Source organism: Flavobacterium sp. NRK1 (assembly GCF_024054175.1).
Lineage (GTDB): Bacteria > Bacteroidota > Bacteroidia > Flavobacteriales > Flavobacteriaceae > Flavobacterium.
Genome location: NZ_JAMXLA010000001.1, coordinates 2,021,989 through 2,039,371, shown reverse-complemented (window position 1 = coordinate 2,039,371; position 17,383 = coordinate 2,021,989). Strand labels below are relative to the sequence as shown.

Here is a 17,383-nt window from a genome sequence, read left to right as displayed (position 1 = left end):
TTAATTAGCGGTTTTATAAGTATTAACCTACTAACCAAAACCAACTAAAATGCGCAATATTATTAATTTATTGCTTTTTTTAAGCCTTACTACTGCCTTTGGACAAACTATAAATTTAAAAGGCAAAGTTACAGATGATCAAAATTTCCCACTGGAATCGGCAACAATTTACCTAACTTCAGTAAAAGACTCTACAATAGTTGACTACACTATTTCAGATAAAAATGGAAATTGGCAGTTAAAAATCCGTAAACTGGATAAAGCTGTTTTTTTAAAAATCTCTTATATAGGCCTTGCCGATTATAAGCAGCAGGTTGATAATCTTAACGAAGACAGAGATTTTGGGACAATTAAGCTAGCCGATAAATCTACTGAATTAAATGAGGTACTTATAGAAAATGAGATACCTCCTATTCGAATAAAAAAAGACACCTTAGAATTTAATGCTGCATCTTTTAAAGTGAGACCTGATGCAAATGTAGAAACCTTACTGAAGCAGCTTCCGGGTGTGGAAATTGGTGATGACGGAAAGATAAAAGTAAATGGTAAAGAAGTAAACCAGATACTTGTTAATGGTAAACCATTTTTTGATAAAGACGGGAAAATAGCACTTGAAAATCTGCCGGCAGAGATAATAAATAAAGTACAGGTTACCGACACAAAAACTAAAACAGAAGAATTAACCGGGGATAAAGCAAGCGGTAACAATGCCAGTATAAACTTAACTATAGATGAAGAAAAGAATAAAGGTTTTTTTGGACGGTTTGTAGGCGGTTATGGCAGCAATAAACGTTATGAAAGTAATGCCCTGATTAACTATTTTAAAGGAAACCGGAAAATAAGCCTGTTAGCATCATCTAACAATATCAATACTACCGGATTTAGTATGGATGAAATATTTGATAGCATGAACGGAGGCCGAAATAACTCTTTTTACACCAGCAGTGATGGAAGTTTTGGTGTAAACGGAATGCAGTTTGGTGGCAGTCGCGGTATAACAAGAACCAATATATTCGGACTTACTTATGCTGATCAATGGTTTAAAGGGTTTGATCCGAACATAAATTATTTTTATACCAGTGCCGATACGGATAACAATAATAAAACAAGATCTCAGGTGTTTTTACCAGATAACCCCAATGATCCTAATGCAGATAAAATGCAGACAAGCGAATCATCTTCAAGAACAGATACATTTAAATATGCGCATAATTTAAACTCTGAATTTGAATTTAAAGTTGACTCCACCTCAACAATTTTCTTTTCTCCAAAGTTTTCAAAAGCAAACACAAAAACAACTTCTACTTCACAGAGAACAACCCGTAATCAGGACAACAGACTGTTAAACGAATCTTCAGGATCTAACCATAGTGATACAGATAATAACGCCTTTACAACAAATCTTAATTATACAAAAAGCCTTAACAAAAAGGGAAGATCATTAAGTTTTGAATTCAATTCCGAAAATAAGCTTGAAGATGCAGAAGAATATACGCAGTCAGACACTTATTTTTATGAAGATGCAAATAATGACGGAATTTATGAAACAAGAGCAGACATAAGGAATCAGCTTAGAAAAAACAGAGAAAGCAGAGACTTTTACAGAGGTAATTTGCAGTTTAATGAAGCCATTACAGATTCCCTCAGATTACGTGTGGGAGCTACTTACAACAACACTACAAATGTTGAAAACCGAAAAGGTTATAAATTCAGCGAAGTTACCGGAGGCTTTACAGATATATATAATGAGCTAACCAATTACCTTAGGAGCAACGAAACAAGAATTACCCCATATACGAATATAAGCATAAATAAGAAAAAATTCTATTTCGGAGTTGGCCTCGGAACCTCTATAATTGATTTTAAGAACTTTGGAAGCTATATGGGTAACAATTATACTGTAAATAAAAATTACCTTTTACCGTGGGCAAATGGATATTTAAATTTTAAACTTACAAAATCACAGTCATTATATCTTAATTATAGTTATGAGGTAACTATGCCAAGGGCAGCTGAAATATTGCCAATAGCCGATTTAAGCAGTCCTTTATACACTACAATAGGTAATGAAAACCTTAACCCTAATAAAGCACATTCATTTTATATGAGCTTGTATAACTATGACTATGCTTCACATACAGGTTATTCATTCTATGCAGGAGGAAGCTATGATGAGAGCAGTGTCGCCGGATTTACAGACTTAGATACAGGAGGTAAACAAACTACTACATATGGTAACATCAGCGGAACATTTGATAGTTGGTTTGGGGCCAGCTGGAGTAAACAGATTAAAAATGAAGATTCTGCCCACAAATACAGGCTTAACCTTTCTTTTAACGGAGGATATGCTCTGAATAAAGGTGTTACAAATAAACAGATGTATGAAGCCAGATCTTATAGAATTGGCCCTAAAGTAGGATTATCTTATGATTATGGCGAATTATTAAACATAAGCCCTATATACAGCTTTGAATACAATGAAACACATTATACCAATTACAGCTCTGATTTTTCATCAAACTTTATTCATAAAGTAGGAGTGCAGACTACCAACTATTGGCCTAAGCACGTAGTTTTTGGCAATGATTTCACATATACTTACAATTCTAATCTTGGTGCAGGATATAAAAAAGATTTCTTTTTATGGAATACCAGTTTAGGATATAACTTTCTTAATGATAAACTTATGTTTAAAGTAAAGGTATATGATTTACTAAATCAGAACTTAAGCACTATGCGCTATATATCTCCTACTTCTATTACAGACACACAAAATACTGTGCTAAAACGTTATGTAATGTTCTCTTTGAGCCTTAAGATTGATAAATTCGGCAAAAAGAAAAATAATGATGATTCCAATGACCGCTTTTGGTTTTTCTAAAAAATAAAAGGGCTGCTTAAAGCAGCCCTTTTTAATAAGGTAATAGCAGGCACTACTCTGACTAAAACCTCATACTTGGCCTTTTATTACTATCTGAAAAAATTATACTCTTCATAAGAGTAGCCGAAATAAAAAGCAGGTTGGCTAAACAGGTTACTAAAAATACCATGGCAGTCTGCCTCGGATTAGTAAACTTTTCACTACCATTTTTAAGATAGCTTATCATTCCATCATAACTTGATAAATCTATAATAAGATAAAGGCATATTATATTGGAAATAATAAGTATCACAAATAAAAAATAACGCATCTTCATAATAAGTATATTTAAAGTTATTCTGCCATTATATTTGCCGCAACAGATGTGGTTACGGCTTCAGCAACATCAGAATTGATTGAGGCTATAATTCCAACTTTTGTTTTATTCCATCCACGTCCGCCCCCTCTATTTTCAAATGCTATTGAATATCTTGCTGTAGAAGTTGTAGCCAAAATGGTTTGCTTATCGATTCCTGTCAAACTTGAATCCGTGTCGACTTTTTTTTCGAAAGCAGTTATAGTATTGTAAACCATAGAATATTGCTCGTTTTCAAAGGAATCAAGCATTGATATAAAACTTGACATTTGATCTTTACCTCTTTGGCTCATATATGTAATGTTTATTATTTCCTGAGGTTTAATAGTGTTATCAATTACCCATTCTGTCTCATTAGCATTCAAACCCTGATAATTATTTAAAATAGAATAAAAATTAGTATCATTGAAAGCAACAGCTTCTACGCCGTTTATAACATATATTAACTCCGTTGAGCTGCTATAATCTTGGATATAACCTTCTAATATCTCTGCATGAAGAATACCAATATAATCTAAATTGTTGGCTGGATTTTTTGCAATGTCTAAGCTTTTTAGTTTTATATGGTCACGATTAGGCATCTCTAAATTATCACTTTCTGAAAGTGTTTCGTCTGCGGTGCAAGACATGAAAAAAAATACGGACAGGACAGGTACAATGAACTTTTTCATGGTAAAAAAATTTAATTATGAAATAATTTTTAAGTTTCATTTTCGCCTGGCCAGGTGAATTTATTTTTAGATCTTACCCGAATTTCTTCAGGATTTCGAAGTCAAAACTACACTTGTACGCATGCCTGTACAAATGATATAGAATGTAATTCGCGAATTAAACTCTACGAATTCGCGAATTACACCTCAAACTTTTACACTAAAAACAATGATTTACAAAGACTTAAACCAAAAAAACAATTATAACCAAATCTTAATTGTAAATGGGCTATCTTTACAATTCTGACAGGTCATTTCGGTTTGAAAAGCCTGTTAAATGATGAATATGTTGTATAATTATTCACCGACAATTGAATATGATAAAAAAAACTCTTCTCCTGCAGCTTTTTTTATATCTGATTAACTATCAGTTTTTGTTTGCACAAAAACTTCCCGACTCTCTTAAAAATAAATCCTATAAATATTTAAATGGAAAAGTAGATTTTTATGAAACTAAAAATCCTGAAAAATCATGGATGTATCTATCTGCCTGTCTTAAAAAGGCTAAGCTGGAAAATAACCATGAAGAGATAAATTACACTTACGAAAACATGGTTTATCTTTCTAAACCTGAACAAAATATTATCTACGCAGATAGTATGATTATTCATGGCAGGGATATTCATAATGAAGAATATATTACTACGGGGTATATAGCTAAAGGATCTGTTTATTATAGTAAAAAAAAATATCAAAAAGCATTAGACAACTATATCATTGCCAATGAACATGCTGAAAACACACATAATGAATCTTTAAAATATATAATAAAATACCATATATCAACCATAAAATTCTATTTGGGATTTTATGAAGAAATTATACCTTCACTTAAAGAATCAGCAAAGTATTTTAAAACTAATGATATTAAAGGGTATATTAATTGTTTACATGCTTTAAGCCTCTGTTATAATAAAACCGGAAAATACGATTTATGTACAAAAACAAATGATGAAGGTCTTAAAGCATCTGAACAAACTAATGATATTGATAAAAATTATTTTATTCATTCAGAAGGTATAAATCAATACTCACTTAACAACTATAAAACATCTATAGAAAAACTAAAAGCATCAACCCCTATTTTAGCCAAAGCAGGGGACTTTGCAAATGAAACCGTTGGTTACTTTTATTTAGGCAAAAGCTATTTAGCGCTAAATGATACTGATGAAGCTTTAAATTATTTTAGAAAAGTTGACCGTGCCTTTGTAGAAAAAAACTATATAAGACCTGACTTAAGAGAGAACTATGAAATTCTGATCAATTACTATAAAAAGGAGCATAATACTAAAATGCAGCTTCATTATGTAGAAAAACTCCTTAAAGCTGATAGCCTGCTTACCCGTAATTTCAAATATATTTCAGGAAAAGTACATAAAGAATACGACTCTCATAAGCTGGAGCTAGCCCGGGAACAATTAAAAAAAGAGCTTGATGAACAGGAAAATACTAATTATATTCTTTTTATAAGCCTTGGGATTTTATTTTTGATTACTCTGTACCTTCTTTATCGTTATTATACCAATCAACGTAATTACAGGATAAAGTTTGACGAGCTTATGCTTACAAATTCTGTGAGCAATAACGAAACCGTGATTATTCACGAGGAAAAAGAAGAACCTAAACAACTGGATATAAATCAGGAAGTTGTAAATGCCATTTTAAAACAACTTGAAAAATTTGAGGCAAACAATAAATTCCTTCAAAAAGATCTTACATTGGTTAATCTGGCGGTTTCTTTTAATACAAACACTAATTATCTATCTAAGATTATTAATTATTACAGAAACAAAAATTACATTAATTACCTTAACGATCTGAGGATAGATTATATAGTAGACCTGCTTAAAAAAGATAATAAATTCAGAAATTATACTATTAAAGCACTGGCAGAAGAAGCCGGCTTTAATACTGCACAGCATTTTTCTAAAGCTTTTTTTGCAAGAACAGGTATCTATCCTTCTTATTTCGTAACTGAACTTAACCGGGAACAGGAATAAAAAGAGAGAGGCTGCAAATGCAGCCTCTCTCTTTTTATATTTACCAGCCTCCGGATGCTCCGCCGCCGCCGAAACCGCCGCCGCCAAAGCCGCCACCGAAACCACCTCCGCCACCGAAGCCGCCACCTCCGGAACTATGCCCGCCAAAGCCACCGCCACTGCGCCCAAGGCTGCTTAGGATAAGTATATCTGCAAGGTCTGAGCCAAAACCGCGTCTTCCGCCACGGCCTCCGCCGCCGCCTCTTTTAGAAAGTATAATTATAATAACTATAAAAATGATTATAAAGAAAATAATCCCTCCACCATCACTGCCTTTTCCTTTTCTTAAATTTTTACGTTGCTCTTTATACTCCCCTTTCATTACCTGCATAATAGCAGTAGTGCCATTATCTATTCCTGCATAAAAATTACCTTGCTTAAACGCCGGAAGTATATCATTTTCTATAATAAGTTTTGACATGGCATCAGTAAGCAAATGCTCTGTACCATAACCCGATGCAATTGCAACTTTCCTGTCATCTTTTGCTACCAGCAGTAATATTCCATTGTCCTTACCTTTTTGGCCAATTCCCCATGAGTGAGCTAAGTCGACCTTATAACGATCTATATCCTGCCCATCAGTGGTAGGCACAACTACAACAACTATTTGGGTTGAGGTGCTGTCGGCATAATTAATAAGTTTTTGTTCTATAGTTTTCTTTTGCCCTTCATCTAACAACTTAGTCCCTATTTCATAATAGCTCGTCTCAAAGGATGGCTTGGGTGGTATTTTGCCCGTTTGAGCAAAACTAATTGTAGTAATAAACAAAAAAATATATAAAAGCAGGTTACTGCTTTTGAGTGATAAATTCTTCATTAACTTTTAGAAATTTCGTTAGGCAGTTCATCAACATCATCCTCTTCATAAGGAAAATACTGTTTTAGGCGATCTCCAGCTCTTAGTATTCCTTCTGCAAGTCCCTGTGCAAAACGGTTATTTTTAAAATGGTCTATAACAACATCTTTAGTACAGTCCCAAAAATCATCTTCTACTACAGTATTTATCCCTTCATCACCTAAAAGGGCAAAAGTGCGGTCTGTAGTAGCCAAATAAAACAGTACCCCGTTACGAGCCTTAGTTTTATCCATGTTTAAAAGGTAAAAAACCTCCTTAGCTCTTTCGAGAGGAGGTTTTTCGCTATGATTTTCTATATGTACCCTTATTTCGCCCGAAGTGTTTTTTTCTGCGGTAATAATAGCATTCACTATTAGCTGCTCTTCATCAGGTGTGAAAAAGTGTTTAGCGTCTGACATATTTTATTTAAAATCAAATTGTACATCCGGCGCTTTTTCTGCACCTGCTTCAGATTTGAACCTTGCCATTTTTTCGAAGCCAAACAGACTTGCAAAAATAGAACCCGGAAATCTTTCTGTTTTTACTTCATAAGTATTTACAGCTTCATTGTAACGGTCACGTGCCACATTGATCCTGTTTTCTGTACCTTCAATTTGTGATTGAAGTGCAAGAAAATTGGAATTAGCTTTAAGGTCAGGATAACGCTCAACGTTTACAAGTAACCTTGATAACGCTCCAGAAACACCGGCCTGCGCCTGTTGGAACTGTGCCAATTGATCAGGAGTAATATTAGATGGGTCTACAGTAACTGAAGTAGCTTTAGATCTTGCTTCAATAACATCTGTAAGCGTGCTTTTCTCAAAATCTGCAGCTCCCTGTACTGTTTTAACAAGATTACCAATAAGGTCATTCCTCCTTTGGTAGCTGCTTTCAACATTAGACCATGCCGTTCTCGCCTCTGCCCTCACACTCACAAGTCCGTTATACGAAGATATTGCCCATAAAGCAATAATAACAATAACAACTACGGGGATAATCCATTTTTTCATTTGTGTCTGTTTTAAAGTTCGTTTTTAAGATTTATTAAATTGGTTTTAATAGCTTCTAATTTACTGATAATTTCAAATTTGTCCAATGTTTTTTTCTGTCCTTCTTTCAAGTGTACTTTAGCTCCTTCAAGCGTAAAGCCTCTTTCTTTTACCAGATGATAAATAAGCTGCAGATTTTTTACATCTTCCGGTGTAAACATCCTGTTGCCTTTGGCATTTTTTTTTGGTTTAAGCACATCAAATTCCTTATCCCAAAAACGTATAAGTGATGCATTAACATCAAACGCCTTGGCAAGCTCGCCTATACTATAATATCTTTTTTCCGGCAGTTCTAAATGCATTAGTCAAGTGATTGATTTTCCTGGTTAGCTAATTTAGAAATTAAAATGTACTCTTTTGCAGAAATATTTCCATAATAGAAATTAAGCGGGTTTACAACCTGTCCTCCTTTATGTACTTCATAGTGCAAATGTGGCGCCTCACTTCGGCCTGTGCTTCCTACATAACCTATAACATCTCCTCTTTTTACTTTTTGCCCTACTTTAGCTTTATACCTGCTCATGTGTCCATATAAAGTTTTATATCCAAATCCGTGACGGATAACGATATGGTTACCATAACCAGATGCCTTATTATCTGCTACCACTATTACACCATCACCGGTAGCGTAAATCGGCGTTCCTGTTTTAGCAGAGAAATCCATCCCGGCATGAAACTTACGGATTTTTGTAAAAGGGTCACTCCTGTACCCGAAACCAGAAGCCATATGGCGCAAATCTTCATTTTTTACGGGCTGGATTGCAGGAATTGCCGAAAGCAGCTTTTCCTTATCTTTAGCCAGTTTTGCTATTTCATCTAATGATTTAGATTGTACAACCAGCTCTTTAGAAATAACATCCAGGCGTTTAGTAGTACCTATAACCAGTTCGGAATTATCAAATCCTTCCAGGTCTTTATATCTGTTTATACCACCAAAACCCGCTTTACGCTGTTCTTCGGGAATTGCAGATGCATTAAAATAAGTACGGTAAAGATTATTATCCCTGCTTTCAATACTACTGAGAACCTCATCTACCTGATCCATTTTACGGTTAAGTATCTCATAGCGTATCTTCATATTTTCTATCTCCCTTGCCTGTAGCTTATCTTTAGGCGTTTCAAAAAACGGAGTATTTAAAAGAGCCACAAAACACAGGAAACCAAAAAGGCCCGATGCTACTAAAAAAAGTACAATATACCCTATACTGCGCCCCTTCTTGCGCTTTATCTTTCTATATGCTAAGTTTTCTGCGTCGTAATAATATTTTACCTTCGCCATGTTCTAAATTATTCTATTTTTGCACCTTAGGCAAAATGCCTGCAGGCGCTATAACTGATAAACGAACAAATGTAATAAATGTTACGGTTTTACAGCTATTTTTCGGTTAACGACTGCTTTTAATGATAAAATAAAATTTCAGCCCAAATATGAAATCCCAGGATATCAGAAAACAATTCTTAGATTTTTTTAAGGAAAAAGGCCATCTAATAGTGCCTTCTGCACCTATAGTTACAAAAGACGACCCTACGCTTATGTTTAACAACTCGGGTATGGCCCAGTTTAAGGAATTTTTCCTTGGCAACGGCACACCAAAAAGCAAGCGTATTGCCGACACCCAGAAATGCCTTCGCGTTTCGGGTAAACATAATGATCTGGAAGATGTAGGTTTTGATACTTATCACCATACTATGTTTGAAATGCTTGGTAACTGGAGCTTTGGCGATTACTTTAAAAAAGATGCCATTAACTGGGCATGGGAACTTTTAACCGAAGTATATAAAATACCCAAAGACATTTTATATGTGAGTGTTTTTGAAGGAAGCCCTGAAGAAAATGTACCTTTTGACCAGGAAGCTTATGATATTTGGAAGGAACTGATAGACGAAGACCGAATTATATTCGGCAATAAAAAAGATAACTTTTGGGAAATGGGAGATCAGGGTCCTTGCGGGCCTTGTTCTGAAATCCATGTAGATATACGTTCTGCAGAAGAGAAAGCATTAATATCGGGCAAAGAGCTTGTAAATAATGACCATCCGCAGGTAGTAGAGATATGGAATAATGTATTTATGGAGTTTAACCGTAAAGCAGACGGCTCTCTGGAAAAACTTCCTGCAAAACATGTAGATACCGGTATGGGCTTTGAGCGCCTTTGCATGGTACTGCAAAATGTGCAGTCTAACTACGATACTGATGTTTTTACGCCGCTTATTGAAAAAATTGAAACCTCAACAGGTGTAAAATATACTATTAAGGCAGCAAATGATGCCGAAGAAAAAGTAAATATAGCAATCAGAGTTATTGCAGACCACGTTCGTGCAGTAGCTTTTGCTATTGCCGACGGTCAGTTACCATCTAACACCGGAGCTGGTTATGTTATCAGAAGGATATTAAGAAGAGCAATACGTTACGGCTTTACTTTCCTTGATAAAAAAGAGCCTTTTATTAATGAGCTTGTAGCTATATTGGCTGCACAAATGGGCGAATTTTTCCCGGAAATAAAATCACAGCAATCTTTAGTAACCAATGTAATAAGAGAGGAAGAAGCTTCTTTCCTTCGAACACTTGAGCAGGGACTTCAATTGCTTGAAAACGTTGTTACACAAACAGAAGGTAAAGAAGTTGCAGGAGCTAAAGCCTTTGAACTATACGACACTTTTGGTTTCCCTGAGGATCTAACAGCACTTATCCTTAAAGAAAAAGGAATGAGTTATGACAAAGCCGGGTTTGATGCTGAGCTTAAAAAACAAAAAGACCGTTCCCGTGCTGCATCTGAAGTTGCTACCGATGACTGGGTTCTGTTAACCGAAGGCAACACTGAAACTTTTGTTGGCTATGACCAGACGGAAAACGAAGTAAAAATTACGCGTTACCGCAAAGTCGATTCTAAAAAAGATGGTGTTTTATACCAAATCGTACTTAATAATACACCTTTTTATCCTGAAGGTGGCGGACAGGTTGGCGATAAAGGTACATTAGTTTCGGCTAATGAGACTATTGAAGTACTTGACACTAAAAAAGAGAACAACCTTATATTACATATCGCTAAAAAGTTACCTGAAAACGTAAACGGAACATTTACAGCGAAGGTTAACGAAAAGCTTCGCAGCGACTCTGCCAGCAATCACTCTGCTACGCATTTATTACATCAGGCCTTGAGAACCATTCTTGGAACTCATGTAGAGCAAAAAGGATCGTTAGTAAGTCCGGGGTATTTGCGTTTTGACTTTTCGCATTTTGCAAAAGTTAGTGATAGTGAGCTAAAAGAAGTTGAAGATTTTGTAAATGCAAGAATTCAGGAACATCTGCCACTTGTAGAACGCAGAAGCATTCCGTTCAAACAGGCGGTTGAAGAAGGTGCAATGGCATTGTTTGGCGAAAAATATGGCGACAACGTGCGTGCTATTAAATTTGGCGACAGCATGGAGCTTTGTGGCGGTATTCACGTTAACAATACTGCCGATATATGGTACTTTAAAATTGTGAGTGAAAGTGCTGTGGCAGCAGGTATCCGACGAATCGAAGCAATTACCAATGAAGCTGTAAAAGCTTATTTTGCTACACAGGAAAAGTCTCTTGAAGAAATTAATACTGCTCTTAAAAATCCACAGGATACACTTAAGGCTGTAGTTTCGCTTCAGGATGAAAATGCTAAACTAAAAAAACAGCTTGAAGCATTACTTCGCGATAAGGCTAAGAACCTTAAAGGTGAACTGGCTAAAGAGCTTAAAGAAATAAACGGAATTCAGTTTTTAGCTAAACAGGTAGATCTTGACGCCACAGGAGCGAAAGACCTTGCTTATGAACTGGGAACACTTGGCAATAACCTTTTCCTTGTATTAGCTACTGCCGATGAAGGTAAGCCAATGCTTACCTGCTATATCTCTAAAGAGCTTGTAGCCGAAAAAGGACTTAATGCCAGACAAGTTGTGCGTGAACTGGGCAAATACATACAAGGCGGTGGTGGCGGACAGCCTTTCTTTGCAACTGCGGGCGGTAAAAATGCGGCAGGAATAAACGAAGCTTTAAGTGCCGCAGAAAACTTTATCAGGTAAACATATATTACAAAAAAACAAGAGGGTTGCATTACTTTTTAAATAAAGTAATGCAACCCTTTTTTTTAACAATTTGCATCAGAAAATTACTATATTCGCAAACCAATTATTAACAATCAATTTCAAAAGCAATGAAGAAAATTTTTGCAATTGCAGCTATTGCCTTATTTATGGCATCATGTTCTGATGATGATTCAACATCAAACAATACTGAAAATACTGTGCTGCTTAAAAAAACTATTGAGACATCGTCAGAAGGCACTCTAACTTCAACATTTACTTATAGCGGAACAAAGCTAACAAAAATAACACGTAATGATGGTTCTTATGATGAGTATATATATGAGGGAGATTTAGTTACGTCTATTAAATATCACGAGGGAGGAGAAATTATTCAGGAAGACATATTTACTTACAATTCAGATAATAAACTTGCAACATTTACAACTTTATCTTTTGATGAGGAGATAGGAGATAAAAACGAATATATTTACAATAGCAATGGTACAATAACTGTTAATGGATATTATGGTGACCTTGATTCTCAAACTTATGAGGGAGGAACAGGAACTATTACTATTACCAATGGTAATATTATCAAGTACGAATCTGATGGTGAAGTATTTCAATATACTTATGACTCCAAAAATTTCCCATTAAAAAATATAACTAGCTACGATTCAATGACTCTAAGCTATCCTGAAGCCGGAGGAGGACTAAATAATACTGTTACTTATACAGCCAATTTTGGAGGCTCTGATGATGAATCGTCTGTTTTCAGTTATACTTATAATGCAGCCGGTTATCCGTTAACATCAACAGAAGTTTTAAATTCTTTTGGAGATGAAGAACAAATCAACATACAATACTTCTACGAATAATCATTTTAAAATAAGAACACTAAAGTCCCAAATATGTTTATATTTGGGACTTTACTTTTTTTAACCAAACCAACAACCAATGAAAAAAATTATTACAATGGCCGTATTGGCTTTATTTATGGCATCATGTTCCAGCGATGATTCGCAATCAGCAAACAGTGAAGATACATTACTCTTAAAAAAAATGGTTATAACTGATGAAGATGGAGTAGAAACTACATATGATTACAACTATGACGGGCATAAATTAATAGGTATATCAGGGCCAGATGGATATTATGAATCATATACCTATGTTGGGAATCAGATAACATATACAAAATCTGTTTCTTCTGAGGTAACCATAGAGGATTTTTTTGAATATAACAATGATGGAAAAATCAAGTCTGATATAACTAAAATTATTTATCCAGAAAACGATGATACTAGTTATGATTTTACTACTACCTATACTTATATTTATAATAATGACGGTTCAGTATCAGCAACCTCAGTCACAGAATTTACAGAACTAGGGCAAATTAGCGAAGAAAACTATACAATATTATATTCCGAATCCGATAATTCAATAGTATATGATTATGGAAGTAATACGACTTACAACTATATTTATGATGGAAAAAATGCTCCTTTAAAAAATGTTACAGGCATTGTAAGTAATTTAAACAAAGGGGAAAACATACTGAAGGGTATCATACATGATTCGTCTGGTGAAATTATTGTAAATGACAATACTTATGAATATAATACTATGAATTTCCCTATTTCAGCGATCATTAAAACTAATTCAGGCTTTAACTTCAACGTTCAGGAAATTTATCATTATCAATACTTCTACGAATAATATTAAATCTACAAAAGTGAAATCCCAAATGCATTGTATTTGGGGTTTTCTTTTTTAAGTTTACGAATAATTTAAAAAAATGCAATTCAGTACCCAAATACCTGTTTCAAAAAGTAATAACCCTATAGATTACAATTCTAAAATTGTTTCCCTAGGTTCATGTTTTGCGGTTAATATCGGGCAGAAGTTTGACTATTTTAAGTTCAGAAATACAACCAATCCTTTTGGGATATTGTTTCACCCTCTGGCATTAGAAAAATTTATAGGCTACGCGATTAATAACAAACAATTTACCGAAGCTGATATTTTTGAACATAACGGATTATGGCATTGTTTTGACGCTCATTCTGAACTTAGCACTACCGATAAAAACACATTACTAAAAAATCTGAATGTAGCCTGTGCTGCTACTCTTGAAAATCTGAAACACGCAACGCATCTTATTATAACTCTAGGCACTGCATGGGTTTACAGAAACAACGAAAGCAACAATCTTGTTGCCAATTGCCATAAAGTACCTCAAAAACAGTTTACTAAAGAACTGTTATCTGCTGACGATGTAAAACAAAGCCTGGAGAACATTATACAAATGATAACTGAAAGCAATCCTGCAATATCAATTGTATTTACAGTATCACCCGTTAGGCACATAAAAGATGGTTTTACAGAAAATCAGTGGAGTAAAGCAAATCTTATTAGCGGACTGCAAACAACACTGAATGCGCAGTCAAAATCAAAAAACCTGAATTACTTCCCTTCCTATGAAATAATGATGGATGAACTACGCGATTATCGCTTTTATGCTGAAGATATGATACATCCATCAACTGTAGCTATAGAATACATCTGGAACAGGTTTACAGAGGCTTATATCACCCCACAAGCACAGGAAATAATGAAACTTGCAGATAGTATTCAGAAAGGCCTTTCACACAGACCATTCAATCCGGATACCGAACAGCATAGTGCTTTTTTATCTAAACTAAATGATAAGATAGCAACACTGCAAAAACAACATCCTTACATTAGTTTTTAAGCCATACCATCCAATAAAAAAGAGCGCTTTCGCGCTCTTGATCAATTTAAGAAACTTTCTCTTTTTCAAATATAAGTTCTAATCCGCCATCAATAAGATGCCCCACTTCAGGGCGTTTCTTTTTAACGGCATCCAGGTGCAGCATAACATCCTGCAATAACTCCTGGTTTTTATCTTTATATAACAACTCTGCAATCTCAACCGAAAGCAGCCAGTCATTACTGTGTTTTTCTTTAAGTATTTTAAATGTTTCGGCAATATTGTGATTAGCCTCTTTACCTTCTCTTATATTCCTGATATTTAAGTATAAGCTTTCAAGTTCTTCTCTTTCAGGAGATTTTTGAGCTTTAATAGTTTTACTTGAAGGAACATGAGTAACAAGGTCGAAACTATTAACATCGGCCGGACCCGAAAAAGCAGATACTACTTTTTTACCAACAGCCATATCATAAATACCCCATTCCGGCTGAAATAACACTGTATCATTATGGGTAACAGTACAGTCTCTAAAGCTTATAAGTATTATTTTACCCTGAATATTTCTTGTTCCGGTAATTATTTCTCCACTTACTGTAATATCTCCTTCAAATTCAAGAGTTACTCTCTTTCCTTCATAAATATCATACGCCATTAAATCACGTGGACTCATATCTTCTACCGAAAGATTTATACCTATTAATCTACCTACCGGACTGCCAAAACCTTCAGCATGGTATGATGTTCCGTGCCCAACAAGTTCTTTTTCTCTGTAAGACAATGCAGTATTGCCTGTGGTTTGTATATATACCGGCTTACCTTCGTTTTCTATTACATTAGTAAACACACCCGATATCTGAATACCTGTACTAAGCTCTATAGTACCTAATGCCTTAGATTTTATAAGTTTTTCCAAGCCGCTAAGACCACCTGTACGAAGTGCCATTTTATTAGCAAACTCTTCCAGCACAAGGCTAAGATGTGCAAAATCCGGTGTTACAAAAAGTTGCGGTTGTGGCTTGGTGATATCAAATCCCTGATAAGCTGCCTCAATATCATAAGGTACTTTTTTCACATTATCAGTCATGCACCATGCGCTTTCACCAATAGAGGAAAGTAGTCCTGCACCATATATTTTAGGGTTTTCAACTGTACCAATAAGTCCGTACTCTACTGTCCACCAGTGCAGGTTTCGTATAAGTGCCATTTCAGAAGGTTCAGCAGTATCATTTTGCAGCTCGTCAACACGCTTTTCAATAGCATCAATTTCATCCTGAGGAGTACCTTCAGCTTCTTTCAGAATAGATAAAAGCCGAATTGCCTCATAAATTTCATAATCTCTTGCCGACGATATTGCTTTACACCCTATTTCTCCAAAACGCCTTAAATATTCAGCATATTCAGGGTTAGCAATAATAGGTGCATGCCCCGCCCCTTCATGAATAATATCCGGTGCGGGGGTATATTCTATATGTTCTAACTGACGGATATCTGAAGCAATAACCAACACATTATACGCCTGAAATTCCATAAATGCATTAGGAGGAATAAACCCATCTACCGCAACGGCAGCCCAGCCTATTTCCTGTAATATCCTGTTCATGCCATACATGCTTGGAATATTATCTATCTCTATACCTGTTTTTTTTAATCCTTCAAGGTAAGAGCTATGGGCAACCCTGCTAAGATAATCTACGTTTTTACGCATAACATAACGCCATACTGCCTGGTTTATAGATGTATAGTCATTATAATCCTGTGGCTTGATAAATTGTTTTAAATGTTTTGGCAATCTGTCTATCAGCGGGTTGCTTTCTATAGGTGTATTCATGTTATACAAACGTTATTTATAACGTAAAATTACGAATTTCTCACTTAATATTATTAAAACGTAAAATATATATTTTAAAATCCCTAATTATCAAACCTATGTTAAACATTAAGCAACTAATAAAAAAGCAAAGCCACGGCTTACGCCGTGGCTAACAGAAACAAAGTAATAATTGAAATAACAATTGATTAAAACAGTAAGTATATAACTCAACAGTTTTTAATTTATTATGTGTTTCTTAAAAAATCTAAAAAAACAAAAACCGTAGCTTTAAAAACTACGGTTATATATTATTTCTTCTTTTGCGGAGGAAACTGTTTCATGATCTCTGAAACAAATTCATTTATACGTTCTTGCTTTTTATCACGATCCAGGGTTAATACTCCTGTACCCACTCCCTGCCACACAAGTTCTTTTTTATTGGCATCTATAAGATCTATAAAAAGAGTCCCTTCTGTAGAGGTACTTACAGAGGTGTAGTTACCACCCCAATAACCGGGGCCCCAGCCGTAACCCCAGCCCCAGCCCCAGCCACCACCGTATCCCCATTGGTTTACGTTGACTTCTTTACTGGCTTTGGTAAAGATATTTACCAGTAATGCAGGGTTATCACTTTTTGTAAATCCCTTTTTCTGAAACTCGGCATCTATAGCGTTAAGTATTCTTTTCTTATCAAGATCAGATATTTCTGCCTTTTCTATAGCCTTGTCAAAAAAACCATAGGTTTTATATTGGTTAAAATCGGCATTATCATCGTAATCCGAATTTACCCGTATAGAGCTGCATGAAGCAGCTATGGCTGTAATAAACAGTAACGATAGCAATTTTACAGTCTTCATAATTTTAAAAGTTAATGGTTCATAGCAATTTAATAAAATGCTGACAATTAA

15 protein-coding genes are annotated in these 17,383 nt (G+C 35.0%); 6 read left to right on the top strand and 9 right to left on the bottom strand.

Going from position 1 to position 17,383, the window contains the following annotated elements; genetic code table 11:
* Positions 1–49 precede the first annotated feature (49 nt).
* Complete coding sequence (locus NHE85_RS09295) at positions 50–2,881, top strand: outer membrane beta-barrel protein (protein WP_252811753.1); 2,832 nt, start codon at positions 50–52, stop codon at positions 2,879–2,881.
* Positions 2,882–2,942: 61 nt separating this feature from the next.
* Here the strand turns inward: NHE85_RS09295 and NHE85_RS09290 are convergent, their stop codons facing one another.
* Positions 2,943–3,197, bottom strand: a complete 255-nt coding sequence (locus NHE85_RS09290) for a hypothetical protein (RefSeq protein WP_252811752.1) — start codon at positions 3,195–3,197, stop codon at positions 2,943–2,945.
* Between the two features lie 17 nt (positions 3,198–3,214).
* The gene (locus tag NHE85_RS09285; protein ID WP_252811751.1) at positions 3,215–3,907 is read right to left on the bottom strand and encodes a hypothetical protein; all 693 of its coding nucleotides are present in this window, start codon (positions 3,905–3,907) and stop codon (positions 3,215–3,217) included.
* Between the two features lie 413 nt (positions 3,908–4,320).
* Here NHE85_RS09285 and NHE85_RS09280 point away from each other — a divergent pair, with 413 nt between their 5' ends.
* The gene (locus NHE85_RS09280) at positions 4,321–5,946 is read left to right on the top strand and encodes a helix-turn-helix domain-containing protein (protein ID WP_252811750.1); all 1,626 of its coding nucleotides are present in this window, start codon (positions 4,321–4,323) and stop codon (positions 5,944–5,946) included.
* Between the two features lie 40 nt (positions 5,947–5,986).
* Here the strand turns inward: NHE85_RS09280 and NHE85_RS09275 are convergent, their stop codons facing one another.
* The 5 genes from NHE85_RS09275 to NHE85_RS09255 are packed head-to-tail and all read right to left on the bottom strand — an operon-like array spanning position 5,987 to position 9,148.
* A complete protein-coding gene (locus NHE85_RS09275; protein ID WP_252811749.1) occupies positions 5,987–6,802 on the bottom strand; it encodes a YgcG family protein in 816 nt (271 codons plus the stop codon).
* Entirely contained in the window at positions 6,802–7,239 is a 438-nt protein-coding gene (locus NHE85_RS09270; protein WP_252811748.1) for a TPM domain-containing protein, read from the bottom strand. Before NHE85_RS09270 ends, NHE85_RS09275 begins: the two co-directional genes overlap by 1 nt.
* 3 nt (positions 7,240–7,242) lie before the next feature.
* On the bottom strand, positions 7,243–7,830 hold the full coding sequence (locus NHE85_RS09265) for a LemA family protein (protein ID WP_252811747.1): 588 nt from the start codon (positions 7,828–7,830) through the stop codon (positions 7,243–7,245).
* Positions 7,831–7,841: 11 nt separating this feature from the next.
* The gene (locus NHE85_RS09260; protein ID WP_252811746.1) at positions 7,842–8,171 is read right to left on the bottom strand and encodes a MerR family transcriptional regulator; all 330 of its coding nucleotides are present in this window, start codon (positions 8,169–8,171) and stop codon (positions 7,842–7,844) included.
* On the bottom strand, positions 8,171–9,148 hold the full coding sequence (locus NHE85_RS09255; protein WP_252811745.1) for a M23 family metallopeptidase: 978 nt from the start codon (positions 9,146–9,148) through the stop codon (positions 8,171–8,173). The genes NHE85_RS09260 and NHE85_RS09255 overlap by 1 nt, the downstream gene beginning before the upstream one ends.
* Before the next feature lie 149 nt (positions 9,149–9,297).
* Between NHE85_RS09255 and alaS the strand changes: the two genes are divergently transcribed.
* From alaS to NHE85_RS09235, 4 genes are all read left to right on the top strand, one after another.
* A complete protein-coding gene (gene alaS / locus NHE85_RS09250) occupies positions 9,298–11,925 on the top strand; it encodes an alanine--tRNA ligase (RefSeq protein ID WP_252811744.1) in 2,628 nt (875 codons plus the stop codon).
* Positions 11,926–12,056: 131 nt separating this feature from the next.
* Complete coding sequence (locus tag NHE85_RS09245; RefSeq protein ID WP_252811743.1) at positions 12,057–12,806, top strand: hypothetical protein; 750 nt, start codon at positions 12,057–12,059, stop codon at positions 12,804–12,806.
* A 79-nt stretch (positions 12,807–12,885) separates the two neighbouring features.
* A complete protein-coding gene (locus NHE85_RS09240; protein WP_252811742.1) occupies positions 12,886–13,650 on the top strand; it encodes a hypothetical protein in 765 nt (254 codons plus the stop codon).
* A gap of 79 nt (positions 13,651–13,729) precedes the next feature.
* Positions 13,730–14,686: a GSCFA domain-containing protein gene (locus NHE85_RS09235; protein WP_252811741.1), complete on the top strand. Its 957-nt coding sequence runs from the start codon at positions 13,730–13,732 to the stop codon at positions 14,684–14,686.
* A 46-nt stretch (positions 14,687–14,732) separates the two neighbouring features.
* On the opposite strand, the gene NHE85_RS09230 is transcribed toward NHE85_RS09235, so the two are convergent.
* Both NHE85_RS09230 and NHE85_RS09225 read right to left on the bottom strand, forming a co-directional pair.
* A complete protein-coding gene (locus tag NHE85_RS09230) occupies positions 14,733–16,493 on the bottom strand; it encodes an aromatic amino acid hydroxylase (RefSeq protein ID WP_252811740.1) in 1,761 nt (586 codons plus the stop codon).
* Positions 16,494–16,783: 290 nt separating this feature from the next.
* Positions 16,784–17,332 carry a DUF4136 domain-containing protein gene (locus NHE85_RS09225; RefSeq protein WP_252811739.1) on the bottom strand — a complete coding sequence of 183 codons (549 nt, stop codon included), beginning with the start codon at positions 17,330–17,332 and terminating at the stop codon, positions 16,784–16,786.
* Positions 17,333–17,383 lie beyond the last annotated feature (51 nt).

What these genes read in the sequence shown, in the direction of transcription:
- NHE85_RS09295 (WP_252811753.1), top strand. Translation starts at nt 50, where the DNA reads ATGCGCAATATTATTAATTTATTGCTTTTTTTAAGCCTTACTACTGCC.
- NHE85_RS09290 (WP_252811752.1), bottom strand. Translation starts at nt 3,197, where the DNA reads ATGAAGATGCGTTATTTTTTATTTGTGATACTTATTATTTCCAATATA.
- NHE85_RS09285 (WP_252811751.1), bottom strand. Translation starts at nt 3,907, where the DNA reads ATGAAAAAGTTCATTGTACCTGTCCTGTCCGTATTTTTTTTCATGTCT.
- NHE85_RS09275 (WP_252811749.1), bottom strand. Translation starts at nt 6,802, where the DNA reads ATGAAGAATTTATCACTCAAAAGCAGTAACCTGCTTTTATATATTTTT.
- NHE85_RS09270 (WP_252811748.1), bottom strand. Translation starts at nt 7,239, where the DNA reads ATGTCAGACGCTAAACACTTTTTCACACCTGATGAAGAGCAGCTAATA.
- NHE85_RS09265 (WP_252811747.1), bottom strand. Translation starts at nt 7,830, where the DNA reads ATGAAAAAATGGATTATCCCCGTAGTTGTTATTGTTATTATTGCTTTA.
- NHE85_RS09260 (WP_252811746.1), bottom strand. Translation starts at nt 8,171, where the DNA reads ATGCATTTAGAACTGCCGGAAAAAAGATATTATAGTATAGGCGAGCTT.
- NHE85_RS09255 (WP_252811745.1), bottom strand. Translation starts at nt 9,148, where the DNA reads ATGGCGAAGGTAAAATATTATTACGACGCAGAAAACTTAGCATATAGA.
- alaS (WP_252811744.1), top strand. Translation starts at nt 9,298, where the DNA reads ATGAAATCCCAGGATATCAGAAAACAATTCTTAGATTTTTTTAAGGAA.
- NHE85_RS09245 (WP_252811743.1), top strand. Translation starts at nt 12,057, where the DNA reads ATGAAGAAAATTTTTGCAATTGCAGCTATTGCCTTATTTATGGCATCA.
- NHE85_RS09240 (WP_252811742.1), top strand. Translation starts at nt 12,886, where the DNA reads ATGAAAAAAATTATTACAATGGCCGTATTGGCTTTATTTATGGCATCA.
- NHE85_RS09235 (WP_252811741.1), top strand. Translation starts at nt 13,730, where the DNA reads ATGCAATTCAGTACCCAAATACCTGTTTCAAAAAGTAATAACCCTATA.
- NHE85_RS09230 (WP_252811740.1), bottom strand. Translation starts at nt 16,493, where the DNA reads ATGAATACACCTATAGAAAGCAACCCGCTGATAGACAGATTGCCAAAA.
- NHE85_RS09225 (WP_252811739.1), bottom strand. Translation starts at nt 17,332, where the DNA reads ATGAAGACTGTAAAATTGCTATCGTTACTGTTTATTACAGCCATAGCT.